This is a genomic window from Enterobacter cloacae complex sp. 342H5 (assembly GCF_050030905.1).
In the GTDB taxonomy this organism is placed as follows: domain Bacteria; phylum Pseudomonadota; class Gammaproteobacteria; order Enterobacterales; family Enterobacteriaceae; genus Enterobacter; species Enterobacter intestinihominis.
In genome coordinates this window covers 4031742-4047724 of the sequence record NZ_JBLGVB010000001.1, presented here as the reverse complement: position 1 = coordinate 4047724, position 15983 = coordinate 4031742, and the positions used below count along the sequence as shown (strand labels likewise).

The following is a 15983-nucleotide window of genomic DNA, read 5'->3' as shown; positions in this document are numbered from 1 at the left end:
GCAAACGTTTACGTCAGGATTTACGCTGCTTTTTTGCTTAAAAAGGTATCATTAACTTAAGGGCAGGTTACTGAAAACAGGCTCCCCAGCGTTCCGCTTTATGCTTCTGCCGGGGAGTCAGAGGGGCTTACACTTCCAGGAAGTTCATGATCCCGTCAGCCGCTTTACGGCCTTCGGCAATCGCCGTGACCACCAGGTCAGAGCCGCGAACGATGTCGCCACCGGCGAAGATTTTCGGGTTGCTGGTCTGGAACGCGTTGTCGCTGCCTTCCGGCGCAATTATGCGGCCCTGAGAGTCCAGCTCTACGCTGTGCTTCGCCAGCCACTCCATGCTGTGAGGACGGAAACCAAACGCCATCACCACGGCGTCAGCCGGGATCACGTGTTCAGAACCGGCCACGATCTCCGCGCGACGACGGCCTTTCGCATCCGGCGCGCCCATCTCCGTGCGCGCCATCTTCACGCCGCTCACTCTACCGTTGGCATTCACCTCAATACCCAGAGGCTGGATGTTGAACTGGAACTCCACGCCCTCTTCACGCGCGTTTTTCACTTCGCGCTTAGAGCCCGGCATGTTCTCTTCGTCACGACGGTAAGCACAGATGACGTGCGCCGCGTTCTGACGAATGGAGGTACGCACGCAGTCCATCGCGGTATCACCGCCACCCAGCACCACCACGCGTTTGCCTTCCATGCTGACGAACGGCTCATCGGCGGTCTCACCGTAGCCCATGATCTGCCTGGTGTTGGCAATCAGGAACGGCAGCGCGTCGTACACGCCCGGCGCATCTTCGTTCTCCAGGCCACCGCGCATGGACTGATAAGTACCCACGCCCAGGAACACGGCGTCGTAATCCTTCAGCAGGTCGTCGAGCTGCACGTCACGGCCCACTTCCACGTTCAGTTTGAACTCAATGCCCATGCCGGTGAAGATTTCGCGGCGGCGGGTCATCACCTCTTTCTCCAGCTTGAAGGCCGGGATACCGAAGGTCAGCAGGCCGCCAATCTCAGGGTGGCGATCAAAGACCACCGCCTTCACGCCGTTACGGGTCAGCACGTCCGCACAGGCCAGGCCTGCCGGGCCCGCGCCGATAATCGCCACGCGCTTGTCGGTTTGACGCACGCCGGTCATATCCGGACGCCAGCCCATTTCGAACGCTTTATCGTTGATATAGCGTTCGATGTTGCCGATGGTCACCGCGCCAAACTCGTCGTTCAGCGTACAGGAGCCTTCACACAGACGATCCTGAGGGCACACGCGGCCGCACACTTCCGGCAGGGTGTTGGTCTGATGAGACAGCTCGGCGGCTTCAAAAATACGCCCTTCGTTGGCCAGCTTCAGCCAGTTCGGGATGTAGTTATGGACCGGACACTTCCATTCGCAGTAAGGGTTACCGCAGGACAGGCAGCGGTCTGCCTGTGCTTTGGCCTGGCCTTCTGAAAACGGCTCGTAGATTTCAACAAATTCAATTTTACGGATCTTCAGCGGTTTCTTTGGCGGATCAACACGCTGAAGGTCGATAAACTGGTAAACGTTCTGGCTCATCTGAATTCCTTACTGCGCCTGCACGCGCAGCTCTGCTGCGCTACGACTACGGTGACCCAACAGGGCTTTAACATCGCTGGACTTCGGCTTAACCAGCGCAAATTTCGCAGAGAACGCCGGCCAGTTGGCCAGGATCTCTTCGCCGCGCGAAGAACCGGTATGCTGCACGTGTTCGGTAATTAAGCCGCGCAGGTGTTCTTCATGGATGGCCAGCGTATCAACGTCCAGCACTTCCACCAGTTCCGGGTTCACGCGTTTGCGGAACTCACCGTCTTCATCCAGGACGTAGGCAAAACCGCCCGTCATGCCCGCGCCAAAGTTCACGCCGGTTTTACCCAGGACGCACACAATTCCGCCCGTCATGTATTCACAGCCGTTATCGCCGATGCCTTCCACCACGGTGATGGCACCGGAGTTACGCACCGCAAAACGCTCGCCCGCACGGCCCGCGGCAAACAGACGACCGCCGGTTGCACCGTACAGACAGGTATTGCCGATGATGCTTGCTTCATGGCTGCGGAAGGCTGAACCAACCGGAGGACGCACCGCCAGCAGACCGCCCGCCATGCCTTTTCCGACGTAGTCGTTGGCATCACCGGTCAGGTATAACTCAACGCCGCCCGCGTTCCACACACCGAAGCTCTGACCCGCGGTACCGCTGAAGTGCGCGGTAATCGGATCCGACGCCAGGCCCTGGTCACCGTGCGTTTGCGCGATGTAACCGGAGAGGGACGCACCCACGGAACGATCGGTGTTGCGGATATCAAACCAGAACGTTTTGCTCTGCTTCTCATCCACGTACGGCTTCGCCTGTTGCAGCAGTTGCGCGTTCAGCACGCCGTTGTCGAACGGCGGGTTGTTCTCGGTGCAGTAAACCGCTTTGCCAGGATGCGGCTGAGCGGTTTCCAGCAGCTTAGACAGCTCCAGCTTCTGCTGCTTGGCCGTGAAGCCCTCAAGCTCTTTCAGCAGGTCGGTACGGCCAATCAGATCCACCAGACGCTTCACGCCCAGCTGCGCCATCAGCTCGCGGGTTTCACGGGCGATGAAGTCAAAGTAGTTAGTCACTTTGAACGGGAGGCCGTGATAGTGATTCTTACGCAGCTTTTCGTCCTGGGTAGCAACGCCCGTTGCGCAGTTGTTCAGGTGGCAAATACGCAGGTATTTACAGCCGAGCGCAACCATCGGGCCGGTACCGAAGCCGAAGCTTTCCGCACCCAGAATCGCCGCTTTGATGATGTCGAGGCCGGTTTTCAGCCCGCCGTCTACCTGCAAACGGATTTTGTGACGCAGGCCGTTGGCGACCAGCGCCTGCTGGGTTTCCACCAGGCCAAGCTCCCACGGACAACCCGCGTATTTTACGGAGGAGAGCGGGCTTGCGCCGGTGCCGCCGTCGTAGCCGGCGATGGTGATCAGATCCGCATAGGCTTTCGCCACGCCGGTGGCGATGGTGCCAACGCCCGGCTCGGAAACCAGCTTCACGGAGATCATCGCTTTCGGGTTGACCTGTTTCAGGTCGAAAATCAGCTGCGCCAGATCCTCGATAGAGTAAATATCGTGGTGTGGCGGCGGGGAGATCAGCGTCACGCCCGGCACCGAGTAGCGAAGCTTAGCGATGTACGGGGTGACTTTATCACCCGGCAGCTGACCGCCTTCACCCGGTTTTGCCCCCTGCGCGACCTTAATCTGGATCACGTCGGCGTTAACCAGGTACGCAGGCGTTACGCCGAAACGGCCGGACGCTACCTGCTTGATACGGGACACTTTATTGGTGCCGTAACGGGCAGGATCTTCACCGCCTTCGCCGGAGTTGGAGTTGCCGCCGATGCTGTTCATGGCTTCCGCCAGCGCTTCGTGGGCTTCCGGGCTCAGCGCGCCGATGGACATCGCCGCGGTATCGAAACGTTTGAACAGCTCAGATGCGGGTTCAACCTCGTCAATGCTGACCGCTTCCTCACCCGGATTGAGGGCAATGAGATCGCGCAGCGTCGCCGCCGGACGGTTGTTCACCAGCTCAGCATACTGCTGATAATCGCTGTACTCGCCGCTTTGCACCGCCTGTTGCAGTGTGCGCACCACGTCCGGGTTATAAGCGTGATACTCACCCCCGTGAACGTATTTCAGCAGACCGCCCTGTTCCAGCGGCTTACGTGCCAGCCAGGCGCGTTTCGACAGGTTCACCAGATCCTGCTGGAAGTCAGCAAAGCCTGCGCCACCGATACGGCTGATCACGCCCTGGAAGCAGAGGTTGGCAACGTCGTCATGCAGACCGACCGCTTCAAACAGCTTCGAGCAGCGGTAAGAGGCGATGGTCGAGATGCCCATTTTGGACATGATCTTGTACAGACCTTTGTTGATGCCGTTACGGTAGTTCAGCATCACAGCACGGTAGTCTTTGTCGATCGCGCGGGTATCCACCAGGCGGGCCAGTGTTTCGTAGGCCAGATACGGGTAGATCGCCGTGGCGCCAAAGCCTAACAGCACCGCAAAGTGGTGCGGGTCGCGCGCGCTCGCAGTTTCAACGATGATGTTGGCATCGCAGCGCAGGCTCTTGTCCACCAGACGCGTCTGGATAGCCCCCACCGCCATGGGGGCAGGCACCGGCAGACGGTTTTTCGCGATGTTGCGGTCAGACAGCACCAGCAGAACGGTGCCGTTACGCACCATCTGCTCGGCTTTGTCGCACAGCGCGTTCACCGTCTCTTCGAGGCTCGTTTCGGTCACGTCGAAGGTGATATCGAGCGTGTCGGCGCGATAGTGCTCCTCGGTCATGGTGGTGAGCTGTTTGAAATCGGAGTACAGCAGGATCGGTGATTTAAAGGTCAGACGGTGCGCCTGGCCTTCGGCTTCACAGAATACGTTCATCTCACGGCCGATGCTGGTGGCCAGCGACATGACGTGGGCTTCGCGCAGCGGATCGATTGGCGGGTTGGTGACCTGCGCAAACTGCTGACGGAAATAGTCGTAAATAATGCGTGGCTGGCTGGAGAGCACAGCAAACGGGGTATCGTCACCCATTGAGCCGACCGCTTCCTGGCCGTTTTCGCCGAGCACGCGAATAACCGAGTCCAGCTCTTCCGCGCTGTAGTTAAACTGCTTCTGGAAGCTCGCGAGGGTGTCATCGTCCAGCTCGCGGCTACCCACTTCTTCGTCCGACAGATCTTCAAACGGCACCAGACGACGCACGTTTTTCTCCATCCACTCTTTGTACGGATGGCGGCTCTTCAGATCGTTGTCGGTTTCAGCAGAGTGCAGAATACGCCCACCGCGGGTGTCAATCACCATCAGCTCGCCCGGTCCGACGCGGCCTTTCTCGACCACTTCGTCTGGCTGGTAATCCCAGATACCCACTTCTGAGGCACAGGTGATGAGCTTGTCTTTGGTAATGACATAGCGCGCCGGACGCAGACCGTTACGGTCCAGGTTACAGGCGGCAAAACGTCCGTCGGACATAACGATGCCTGCCGGGCCATCCCACGGCTCCATGTGCATGGAGTTAAAGTCAAAGAACGCGCGCAGCTCAGGGTCCATATCCGGGTTGTTCTGCCAGGCCGGCGGTACAAGCAGACGCATGGCGCGCACGATATCCATCCCGCCCGCCAGCAGCAGTTCCAGCATGTTATCCATTGAGCTGGAGTCCGAGCCGGTTTCGTTCACGAACGGCGCGGCATCGTGCAGGTCCGGGATCAGCGGGGTCTGGAACTTATAGGTACGGGCACGGGCCCACTGGCGGTTACCGGTGATGGTGTTGATCTCACCGTTGTGCGCCAGGTAGCGGAACGGCTGAGCCAGCGGCCAGCGTGGAACGGTGTTGGTGGAGAAGCGCTGGTGGAACAGGCAAATGGCCGATTCCAGACGCAGATCCGCCAGGTCCAGGTAGAAGCGCGGCAGGTCAGCCGGCATACACAGACCTTTATAGATGTTCACCAGGTTAGAGAGGCTACAGACGTAGAACTCTTTATCGTCCTGAAGACGTTTTTCAATGCGGCGGCGGGCAATAAACAGACGGCGTTCCATATCACGCGGACGCCAGCCCGCAGGCGCGTTGACGAAAATCTGTTCAATACGAGGCAGCGAGGAGAGGGCGATTTCACCGAGCACCCCTTCGTTGGTTGGCACATCGCGCCAGCCGACAATCGACAGGGTTTCACGCTGAAGTTCTTCTTCAACGATGCGGCGTGACGCGGCAGCTTTTTCAGGATCCTGATTCAGGAACAGCATACCGACAGCGTAGTTTTTGGCTAAACGCCAGCCGCGCTCTTCCGCCACGATGCGGAAGAAACGATCCGGTTTTTGCAGCAGCAGACCGCAACCGTCGCCGGTTTTACCATCGGCAAGGATGGCGCCACGGTGCTGCATACGGGCCAGTGCGTGAATAGCAGTACGCACTACCTTGTGGCTAGGTTCGCCTTCTATGTGGGCGATCAGGCCGAAACCACAGTTATCCTTCTCAAGGGATTTATCGTACAACATATCAGTGAACCTCCCCAGGCTCGTCGGGCTTCCCACTGAACTTTACCGTGGCGCACAGGCGCAGAAAGAGCATGGCGACGGGGTTAGCGTTTCATACGCGGACCTCGCATTCGCCCTCTTTTTCATCCTTTCGCGCAGGTAAACAAGTTTGAGGACTTGCTTCAGAGGGAATCTCAATTACTGCATAAATATGATGAGCAGGCCGCTCATCCAGAAAGCTTCCAGCGGATTTCCAACTTATCGGGAATTGGTACACAGGTCAAATGGCAATCTTATTTATACAAAAATGTGCTAAAGAGTAGTCATGTTGTTGTTTTTATTGATGATTTCACTATTTTTACAACCACTTAAAGCGCCGGGAAGGTGCAGGGGAGTGTGATCTGACTCACTATATGAAAGCGGTATTATCAATGCAGCGTGCTGAAATGCAGATTTATAGCAGAATAATAATCTGGGGTGGCATTCAAACCCGCATAAAATCACTGTTTTTCAGACCTGGCGCTATAAATGAAAAAAACCATCAGAACATAAGGAAAAGTAATTACGTGCAGGGTGAATGAAATCTCGGTAATCGTGATTATTTATTCAAATAGATAAAGGCCGTCCAGGGCGATTGATCCAGGTCATCGCCGACAGAGGCTAAAAATGGCAGGCTTGTCCCCTTTCTTCGGGACGGTCTATCAGATTATGCAGTTACAGAAATTAGTCAATATGTTTGGTGGGGATCTTTTGCAGCGCTACGGACAAAAGGTTCACAAACTGACGCTGCACGGCGGCTTTAGCTGTCCGAACCGCGATGGCACCATCGGGCGTGGTGGCTGCACCTTCTGTAACGTGGCCTCGTTTGCTGATGAAGCTCAACAGCATAAATCTATCGCTGAACAGCTCGCCCATCAGGCGAGTCTGGTGAACCGCGCGAAGCAATATCTGGCCTATTTCCAGGCCTACACCAGCACGTGGGCGGAGGTGCAGGTGCTGCGCGCTATGTATCAACAGGCGGTTGCTCAAGCGAACATTGTCGGGCTGTGCGTGGGGACGCGTCCGGACTGCGTGCCGGACGCCGTGCTGGATTTACTTAGCGAGTACAAAGAGAAGGGCTACGAGATCTGGCTGGAGCTGGGCTTGCAGACCGCGCACGACAAAACCCTGCACCGTATCAATCGCGGGCATGATTTTGCCTGCTACCAGCGCACCACACGTCTCGCCCGCGAGCGTGGATTAAAAGTCTGCTCGCATCTGATTGTCGGCTTGCCGGGAGAAGGGCAGCAGCATGGTCTTGAAACGCTGGAAAAAGTCGTCGAGACCGGCGTGGACGGCATTAAGCTGCACCCGCTGCATATCGTTACGGGAAGCATTATGGCGAAAGCCTGGGAAGCGGGGCGGTTAAGTGGCATCGAACTCGACGACTATACGGTGACGGCGGGGGAGATGATTCGCCACACGCCGCCGGAGATTGTTTACCACCGCATCTCGGCAAGCGCCCGCCGCCCAACGCTTCTGGCACCGCTCTGGTGTGAGAACCGCTGGACGGGGATGCTGGAAATCGACCGCTATCTACAGGAGAACGGCGTACAGGGGTCGGCGCTTGGCCGCCCGTGGGTTCCACCGCTACCGGCGACGGCCGCCTAACAGACTTCCCAGCATGCCGCGCACTATCTGGTTGGTAATCTGACGCGTCGCGCTTTTTGCCATGGTCTGCACCACGCCATCGCGTTTGCCGCCGCGCGGCCCGGTGCTGCCGAACAGAATATCTTTCAGCCCGCCGAGAATGCCGTCGTCCACGGCTACAGATTGCCCTTTGGCGGCAGGCGCATTCTGCGATTCGGCAGTCGCCTGCACCCCTTTTTGCAGCATCTCGAACGCGGATTCGCGATCCACCTCGTCTTCATACTTCCCGTACACCGGGGAGTGGTTGATCAGGCCGTTGCGTTCATCGTCCGTTACTGGCCCCATGCGCGAGCAGGGCGCAATCACCATCGCGCGCTCGACAACTGTCGGGCTGCCTTTTGCATCGAGGAACGAAATCAGCGCTTCACCGGTGCCTAGCGCCTGAATGGCGGTTTCGGTATCAAAGGCCGGATTGGCACGCATGGTTTGCGCCGCGGCTTTCACCGCTTTCTGATCTTTCGGCGTAAAGGCGCGCAGGGCGTGCTGCACGCGGTTACCCAGTTGCCCCAGTACGTTGTCCGGAATATCCGACGGGTTTTGCGACACAAACCAGACCCCGACGCCTTTGGAGCGGATCAGGCGGATAACCTGTTCAATTTTATCCAGCAGCACCTGCGGCGCGTCGTTAAACAACAGGTGCGCTTCGTCAAAGAAGAACACCAGTTTGGGTTTTTCCAGATCGCCTGCTTCCGGCAGTTGTTCGTAGAGTTCAGAGAGCATCCACAGCAGGCTGGCGGCGTAGAGCTTCGGCATCTGGTAGAGCTTCTCTGCGCTCAGAATGTTGATGATGCCTTTGCCGCTGCTGTCGGTGCGCATCCAGTCTTTGATATCCAGCATTGGCTCGCCGAAGAAATGCTCGGCGCCCTGTTGCTCCAGCGTCAGGAGCCCGCGCTGAATGGCGCCCACCGAGGCGCTGCTGATATTGCCGTACTGGTTCTGGAAGGATTTGGCGTTATCGCCAATGTACTGGGTGATGGCGCGCAGATCTTTGAAGTCGAGCAGCAGTAAGCCCTGATCGTCGGCGATACGGAAGATAATGTTCAGCACCCCGGACTGCACGTCGTTAAGATTAAGCAGACGGGCCAGCAGCAAAGGGCCGAGGTCGGAGACGGTGGCGCGCACCGGATGCCCTTTTTCGCCGAAGATATCCCAGACCACCACTGGATTACCGTGCGGCGTCCAGTCCGTGATGCCGATATTTTTCAGGCGCTCGAGCAGTTTTTCTGACGCCGTGCCTTCCTGAGCCACCCCGGTTAAATCGCCCTTCACGTCAGCCATAAAAACCGGCACGCCAGCCTCGGACAACGACTCAGCCAGCTTCTGCAGGGTGACGGTTTTTCCCGTCCCGGTCGCGCCTGTGATCAGGCCATGACGGTTCGCCATCGCGGGCAGTAAAAACAGCTCTTTTTCCAGCGTCCTGGCGATTAACAATGGTGTACTCATGATGCACGTCCTCTCGTAGTCCTGGGTGGAGTATAGGCAACCTGACGGCAAAATGTCTGCGTAAATTCCTCACTTTGCGGCGCATTATCCAGTGCGGACTATGCTTTTGCATACGGTAAACAAAATTTTGGGAAACTATGTCCAGATTCTTTTTTAACGACCGCAAACAGCTTGTCAACGATGCCATTGAAGGCATACTTCTCTCCGCGCCGCACGGTAATCTCGTCAAACTGGATATCGATCCGGCCATCCGCGTGGTGGCACGCGGCGACTGGGATAAAAGCCGCGTGGCGGTGATCTCCGGTGGCGGCTCCGGCCATGAACCGGCACATGCCGGGTTCGTCGGTAAAGGCATGCTTACCGCAGCGGTGTGTGGCGATTTGTTCGCCTCCCCAAGCGTGGATGCGGTCCTCAATGCCATTGTGGCGGTGACGGGCGATCGTGGCTGCCTGCTGATTGTGAAAAACTACACCGGCGACCGGCTTAACTTTGGCCTGGCAGCGGAAAAAGCCAAACGCTACGGCCTGAAGGTGGAGATGGTTATCGTCGCGGATGATATTGCCCTGCCGGATAACAAGCAGCCGCGTGGTATCGCGGGAACGGCGCTGGTGCATAAGATTGCGGGATATGCGGCAGAGCAGGGGAAATCGCTAAACGACGTGCGGGATATAGCGCAACAGGCCTGCGATAACCTCTGGAGCCTGGGCGTGGCGATGCAAACGTGCAACCTGCCGGGCAGCGATGATGAAGAGGGGCGCATAAAACAAGGCCATGTCGAGCTGGGTTTGGGCATTCACGGCGAGCCGGGAGCTTCCGTCGTGGATACGCAAAACAGCAAAGCCATTATCGACACGCTGGTGACGCCGTTACGCGCGCAGGCGGGGGACGGGCGCTTTGCGGTGCTGATCAACAACCTCGGCGGCGTGTCAGCGCTGGAGATGGCTCTGCTCACCAAAGAGCTGGCGCATTCGGCGCTGAAAGAGAACATTGCGTATCTGATTGGCCCGGCGCCGCTGGTGAGTGCGCTGGATATGAAAGGGTTTTCGCTAACGCTGTTAAAGCTCAACGATTTCTTCGAGAAGGCGATTCACGCCGAGGTCGAGACGCTGGGCTGGCAGAGGCCCGTCGCGTTCGCGCCCCTGCGTACCGTCCCCCATAGCGCCCTTCGTGACCGCGTGGAATATACCCCATCGGACAATCCGCAGGTGAGCGAGGCCGTCGCTTCGGTAACGAAGACATTGATCCAGCTGGAAAACCGCCTCAACGCGCTGGATGCCAAAGTAGGCGATGGCGATACGGGCTCCACCTTTGCGCAAGGGGCGCGGGATATTGCGCAGCGACTTGAGGAGAACAACCTGCCCCTTAACGACGTGCCGACATTACTCCTGCTGGTGGGGGAGCGGCTGGCTACGGTAATGGGCGGGTCGAGCGGGGTGCTGATGTCGATCTTCTTCACGGCGGCAGGACAAAAGCTTCACGATGGACAGCCGCTACCAGAAGCATTGTTGAGCGGACTGGCGCAGATGAAGCAGTATGGCGGTGCCGAACTCGGGGATCGCACGCTGATCGACGCCCTGCAACCGGCGCTGGAGGCGTTAAGGGATGGCGATCTGCGGACGGCGGCGCAGGCTGCGCAGCAGGGCGCCGAAGCAACGGCAAAAATGGCGAAAGCCGGCGCGGGACGCTCGTCGTATGTCAATAAAGAGAACCTGGATGGGGTGATGGATCCGGGAGCGGTCGCGGTGGGGGAAGTACTTAACGTATTGGCGCGGCAGTGAAAGTAGGCCGGGTCAGGCGAAGCCACCACCCGGCAAACTCACATCAGAAATCCGCTTTCAACACCACGCGGTAGCGGGCTTTGCCGTCGCGCACGTGCTGGATTGCTTCGTTGATTTTTGACATCGGATACAGTTCGGTGGTCGGCGCCACTTTTGTGCGTCCGGCAAACTTCATCAGCTTGCGTAACTCATATGGCGTGCCGGTAGCAGATCCGGATACGCTGCGATCGCCGCCGATCAGGGTAAACGCCGGAACCGGCAGCGGCTTCATCACCGCACCCACGGTGTGGAAGTTACCGCCGTAGGCCAGGGCTTCAAAGTACGGCTGCCAGTCGAGATCGACGTTGACGGTGTTGATGATCAGGTCAAACTGGCCTGCCAGGGCGGTGAGCGCCTCGGGATCGCGACTGTTCACCACTTTATCCGCACCCATCGCCAGCACTTCCTGCTCTTTCGCCGGGTTAGAGCTGAACGCTGTCACTTCACAGCCCATCGCGTGCAGCAGTTTGATGGCAATATGCCCCAGCCCGCCAATACCGATCACGCCCACGCGGCTGGTGGCAGTTACGTGATGCATCAGCAGCGGTTTAAATACGGTGATACCGCCACACAGCAGCGGACCTGCTGATTCAATATCAATGCTGTCCGGCAGCGGGATAACCCATTGCCAGTCGGCGCGTAGTTTATCGGCGAAACCACCCTTGTTCAGGATGGTCGGCGTAGCGCCCTCAAGGCAGTTGATCTGGTTACCGCTAATACAGGCGTCGCAGTGGCCGCAGCTGCGTGCCGTCCAGCCGATACCCACGCGCTGGCCCACTTTCAGCCCTTTGTCCTGCGCGGCGCTGCCGAGCGCCACGACGCGGCCAATGACTTCGTGCCCGGCAACCAGCGGATAGCTGGAAAAGCCCCATTCATTGTCGATCATCGAGAGGTCTGAATGGCAGATCCCGCAGTAATCCACCTGTACTTCGACGTCTTCCGCTTTTAGTTCGCCCGCATCGTACTCGTACAGCTCAAGTTCTGCACCCGCCTGCGGTGCGGCGTAGCTTTTTATCTTCGACATCGCGTTTCCCCTGTTTTGGTGTGAACTGTGAGTGTAGAGCATTCAGTTTACAGACGCTTAACAGAAGACGGCAGGAACAAAACTTACAGACTTTTCAGCATCCTGACTTCGCAGTCCACGTGGCCCGTGCAGCCCAGTGGGGCATCGATATGCTCAAAGCCCAGATGCTCATACAGGCCAATGGCCTCTTTAAGGAAAGCGGTGGTTTCAAGGTAGCAACGTTTAAAGCCCTGTGAGCGTGCATGTTCCAGGGCGACCAGCGCCAGCTTTTTCGCCAGGCCTTGTCCGCGTATCGTTGGCAGGAAATACATTTTCTGAAGTTCACAGATATCCGGCTCGCTGCAGAGCAGGGGGGCAATGCCGCCGCCGCCCACGACCTGGCCGTCCTGCTCGATGACCCAATAGGCATGGCCCGGCTGGTTGTACAGCTGAAAAAGTTCGTCCAGATTGGGATCGGCCACGGTGTAGCCTTTGTCGGCGGTCAGGCCATATTCGGCCGATACCGTGCGGATAACGGCGGCGATAGCCGGGTTGTCCTGCTCAGTGATCCGACGCATTGTCGTCGCGACGGGGATAATCACGCTCATAGCATTACTCATGACAAAAATTGACACACAACTGCTGTTAATAGCACCGCAGAAAGGGGAGTGCAAGCGAGGAGTTTTCAGGAAGGATACCCCTTACGCCCTGAAGCGTAAGGGGTAAAAGCATTACAGGGCTGCGATAACCGCCTGCTGCTCGATCAGTTTGGTCTTCGCATCGGCGAAGGCAACCAGACGCTCACGCTCTTTGGCGATGACCGCTTCCGGCGCGCGGGCCACAAAGCCCTCGTTCGCCAGTTTGCTTTCGATTTTGCCAATTTCCACGTCGACTTTCGCCACTTCTTTCGCCAGACGAGCCAGCTCAGCGTCTTTGTCGATCAGGCCCGCCATCGGGATCAACAGCTCCGCGCCATCGATGATTTTGGTGACGGAAACCGGACCTTTATCATCGGCAGGCAGCACGGTGATGCTTTCCAGACGCGCCATGGTTTTCAGGAAGGTGTTGTTCTCGGTGACGCGACGAACGGCAGCTTCGCTGCAACCGCGCAGCAGCAGCTCCAGTGGTTTACCCGGAGCGATGTTCATTTCCGCGCGGATGTTACGTACCGCAACGATCGCCTGTTTCAGCCACTCGGTATCCGCAGACGCGGCTTCATCCACTTTCGCGGCATCGAATGCCGGGAACGGCTGGAGCATGATGGTATCGGCGTTAATACCGGCAATCACCTTCACGCGCTGCCAGATGGTTTCGGTGATGAACGGAATGATCGGGTGCGCAAGGCGCAGCAGACCTTCCAGGACGGTAATCAGCGTATTACGCGTACCGCGCAGCTCCGCCTCAGTGCCGCCGTTCATGACCGGCTTCGCCAGCTCCAGATACCAGTCACAGAACTGGTTCCAGGTGAATTCGTACAGGATGCCTGCCGCGATGTCGAAGCGGTAGCTGTCCAGCGCGTCGCGGAACGATTTCACCGTCTGGTTAAATTCCGCCAGGATCCAGCGGTCTGCCAGAGACAGGGTCATTTCGCCGCCGTTAAAGCCGCAATCCTGATCTTCGGTGTTCATCAGCACGAAGCGGCTGGCGTTCCACAGCTTGTTACAGAAGTTACGGTAACCTTCGAGACGCTTCATATCCCAGTTGATGTCACGACCGGTGGAGGCCAGCGCCGCCAGGGTGAAGCGCAGGGCGTCGGTACCGTGAGATTCGATCCCGTTCGGGAACTGCTTCTCGGTACGCTTGCGGATTTTCTCCGCCAGCTGCGGCTGCATCATGTTGCCGGTACGTTTTTCCAGCAGCTCTTCCAGAGAGATACCATCAACCATGTCCAGCGGGTCGATAACGTTACCCTTGGATTTGGACATCTTCTGGCCTTCGTCGTCGCGGATCAGGCCGGTCATGTAAACGGTATGGAACGGAACCTGCGGCTTGCCATCTTCGTCTTTGATGAAGTGCATGGTCATCATGATCATGCGGGCGATCCAGAAGAAGATGATGTCGAAGCCGGAGACCATCACGCTGGTTGGGTGGAACTGACGCAGCGCGTCGGTGTTTTCCGGCCAGCCGAGGGTCGAGAAGGTCCACAGCGCGGAAGAGAACCAGGTATCCAGCACGTCTTCGTCCTGGCGCAGCGCAACGTCAGCGCCCAGGTTGTTTTCCTGACGCACTTCCTCTTCGGTGCGGCCAACGTAGACGTTGCCTTCATTGTCGTACCACGCCGGGATACGGTGACCCCACCACAGCTGACGGGAGATACACCAGTCCTGAATATCGCGCATCCAGGAGAAGTACATGTTTTCGTACTGCTTCGGCACGAACTGAATGCTGCCGTTCTCAACCGCTTCCACAGCCGGTTTCGCCAGCACGTCGGCACGCACGTACCACTGGTCGGTCAGCATTGGCTCGATAACCACGCCGCCACGGTCGCCGTACGGCACGGTCAGATCGTGAGGTTTAATCTCTTCCAGCAGGCCGAGCGCGTCCACGGCGGCTACGACGGCTTTACGCGCGGCAAAGCGCTCCAGCTTCTGGAACTCAGCCGGGATGTCGCTGGAATAAACGTCGGATTCGTTGCCTTTGGTGTCGTACACTTCTGCGCTTTCGCGGATATCGCCGTCGAAGGTCAGAATGTTGATCATCGGAAGTTGATGACGACGACCGACTTCATAGTCGTTAAAGTCGTGCGCCGGGGTAATTTTCACGCAGCCGGTGCCTTTTTCCATGTCGGCGTGTTCGTCGCCCACAATCGGAATACGGCGGTTCACCAGCGGCAGCACCACAAATTTGCCGATCAGATCTTTATAGCGCGGATCTTCCGGGTTAACGGCCACGCCGGTATCGCCCAGCAGGGTTTCCGGACGGGTGGTCGCCACCACCAGGTAATCTTTACCGTCTGCGGTTTTTGCACCGTCGGCCAGCGGATAACGGATGTGCCACATGGAGCCTTTAGACTCGCGGTTTTCCACTTCCAGGTCAGAGATGGCGGTACGCAGTTTCGGGTCCCAGTTGACCAGGCGTTTGCCACGGTAAATCAGGTCTTCTTTGTACAGGCGCACGAAGACTTCTTTCACGGCGTTGGACAGGCCTTCGTCCATGGTGAAGCGCTCACGCTCCCAGTCCACGGAGTTGCCGAGACGGCGCATCTGACGGGTAATAGTGCCGCCGGATTCCGCTTTCCACTGCCAGATTTTGTCGATAAACGCGTCGCGACCGTAGTCGTGGCGGGTTTTACCCTCTTCAGCGGCAATTTTACGCTCAACCACCATCTGGGTCGCGATACCCGCGTGGTCAGTCCCCGCCTGCCACAGGGTGTTTTTACCCTGCATACGCTGGTAGCGGATCATGGTATCCATGATGGTCTGCTGGAAAGCATGCCCCATATGCAAACTGCCGGTGACGTTCGGCGGCGGGATCATGATGCAGAAGGACTCTTTGCTTTCGTCGCCGTTAGGCTTGAAATAGCCCTGCTGTTCCCAGTGCTCGTAAAGCGGCTGTTCGATATCGCGTGGGTTATATGTCTTTTCCATTATTTCCAGGTTGCCGTATTCAGGTTAAAACCGGCCAGGCGGTACGCTTTGTAGCGTTCGCGCGCCAGCTGTTTCAAAGATTCTTCGTAAGGGACAAAGTCTACCACTTCTGTGAAAGCGGTGGCAAAATCTGCAAAGTCTGTCCGCAGGCTAATGAGAATGTCGCGCGCGCTGCTGTTGCGTTTTTGCGGCCAGGCAATCTCCACCGGTGCCCCGCCGCGTGGACCTTCGCCCGACAGGTTATGCGGAACAAAACTCTCCGGCGGGCGCGCCCATAGCGCTTCATCCAGACGAATCGCCTGCTGCTCATCTTCACAGGCAATCAGGACGCGTTTACCTGCGCGCCAACGTTCTGCGGCAATTTCACACACCAGTTGTTCAACGGCGCTGAGGCCATCCTGATGGGTGTCATTGTCCAGAAGGTAGAACGTTGCATTCTTCATATATGG

The 15983-nt window shown here is 57.8% G+C and carries 9 protein-coding genes; 2 read left to right on the top strand and 7 right to left on the bottom strand.

Annotated elements, in window-relative coordinates:
* Window positions 1-127: 127 nt before the first annotated feature.
* Window positions 128-1546: a glutamate synthase subunit GltD gene (gene gltD / locus ACQG03_RS19290; RefSeq protein WP_032626441.1), complete on the bottom strand. Its 1419-nt coding sequence runs from the start codon at window positions 1544-1546 to the stop codon at window positions 128-130.
* Between the two features lie 9 nt (window positions 1547-1555).
* On the bottom strand, window positions 1556-6016 hold the full coding sequence (gene gltB, locus ACQG03_RS19285; RefSeq protein WP_022649542.1) for a glutamate synthase large subunit: 4461 nt from the start codon (window positions 6014-6016) through the stop codon (window positions 1556-1558).
* A 687-nt stretch (window positions 6017-6703) separates the two neighbouring features.
* Between gltB and ACQG03_RS19280 the strand changes: the two genes are divergently transcribed.
* The gene (locus tag ACQG03_RS19280) at window positions 6704-7645 is read left to right on the top strand and encodes a TIGR01212 family radical SAM protein (protein ID WP_096147825.1); all 942 of its coding nucleotides are present in this window, start codon (window positions 6704-6706) and stop codon (window positions 7643-7645) included.
* Here the strand turns inward: ACQG03_RS19280 and ACQG03_RS19275 are convergent.
* Window positions 7625-9127 carry a helicase HerA-like C-terminal domain-containing protein gene (locus ACQG03_RS19275; RefSeq protein ID WP_022649540.1) on the bottom strand — a complete coding sequence of 501 codons (1503 nt, stop codon included), beginning with the start codon at window positions 9125-9127 and terminating at the stop codon, window positions 7625-7627. The two genes, ACQG03_RS19280 and ACQG03_RS19275, sit on opposite strands and share 21 nt — an antisense overlap.
* Window positions 9128-9264: 137 nt before the next feature.
* Here ACQG03_RS19275 and ACQG03_RS19270 point away from each other — a divergent pair, with 137 nt between their 5' ends.
* On the top strand, window positions 9265-10905 hold the full coding sequence (locus ACQG03_RS19270) for a dihydroxyacetone kinase subunit DhaK (RefSeq protein WP_063163486.1): 1641 nt from the start codon (window positions 9265-9267) through the stop codon (window positions 10903-10905).
* Window positions 10906-10948: 43 nt separating this feature from the next.
* Here the strand turns inward: ACQG03_RS19270 and ahr are convergent, their stop codons facing one another.
* The 4 genes from ahr to holC all read right to left on the bottom strand — a co-directional run bounded on the left by ahr (window position 10949) and on the right by holC (window position 15977).
* Window positions 10949-11968 (bottom strand): NADPH-dependent aldehyde reductase Ahr, encoded by a 1020-nt coding sequence (gene ahr, locus ACQG03_RS19265; RefSeq protein ID WP_022649538.1) that lies wholly within the window; start codon window positions 11966-11968, stop codon window positions 10949-10951.
* An 83-nt stretch (window positions 11969-12051) separates the two neighbouring features.
* On the bottom strand, window positions 12052-12555 hold the full coding sequence (locus ACQG03_RS19260; protein ID WP_063163487.1) for a GNAT family N-acetyltransferase: 504 nt from the start codon (window positions 12553-12555) through the stop codon (window positions 12052-12054).
* 123 nt (window positions 12556-12678) lie between these two features.
* On the bottom strand, window positions 12679-15534 hold the full coding sequence (locus ACQG03_RS19255) for a valine--tRNA ligase (RefSeq protein WP_023298725.1): 2856 nt from the start codon (window positions 15532-15534) through the stop codon (window positions 12679-12681).
* Window positions 15534-15977 carry a DNA polymerase III subunit chi gene (holC, locus tag ACQG03_RS19250; protein WP_003861884.1) on the bottom strand — a complete coding sequence of 148 codons (444 nt, stop codon included), beginning with the start codon at window positions 15975-15977 and terminating at the stop codon, window positions 15534-15536. Before holC ends, ACQG03_RS19255 begins: the two co-directional genes overlap by 1 nt.
* Window positions 15978-15983 lie beyond the last annotated feature (6 nt).

Coding starts and splice junctions, on each gene's coding strand:
- ACQG03_RS19260 (WP_063163487.1), bottom strand. CDS start 12,555: ATGAGCGTGATTATCCCCGTCGCGACGACAATGCGTCGGATCACTGAG.
- gltB (WP_022649542.1), bottom strand. CDS start 6,016: ATGTTGTACGATAAATCCCTTGAGAAGGATAACTGTGGTTTCGGCCTG.
- gltD (WP_032626441.1), bottom strand. CDS start 1,546: ATGAGCCAGAACGTTTACCAGTTTATCGACCTTCAGCGTGTTGATCCG.
- ACQG03_RS19270 (WP_063163486.1), top strand. CDS start 9,265: ATGTCCAGATTCTTTTTTAACGACCGCAAACAGCTTGTCAACGATGCC.
- ACQG03_RS19275 (WP_022649540.1), bottom strand. CDS start 9,127: ATGAGTACACCATTGTTAATCGCCAGGACGCTGGAAAAAGAGCTGTTT.
- ahr (WP_022649538.1), bottom strand. CDS start 11,968: ATGTCGAAGATAAAAAGCTACGCCGCACCGCAGGCGGGTGCAGAACTT.
- holC (WP_003861884.1), bottom strand. CDS start 15,977: ATGAAGAATGCAACGTTCTACCTTCTGGACAATGACACCCATCAGGAT.
- ACQG03_RS19280 (WP_096147825.1), top strand. CDS start 6,704: ATGCAGTTACAGAAATTAGTCAATATGTTTGGTGGGGATCTTTTGCAG.
- ACQG03_RS19255 (WP_023298725.1), bottom strand. CDS start 15,534: ATGGAAAAGACATATAACCCACGCGATATCGAACAGCCGCTTTACGAG.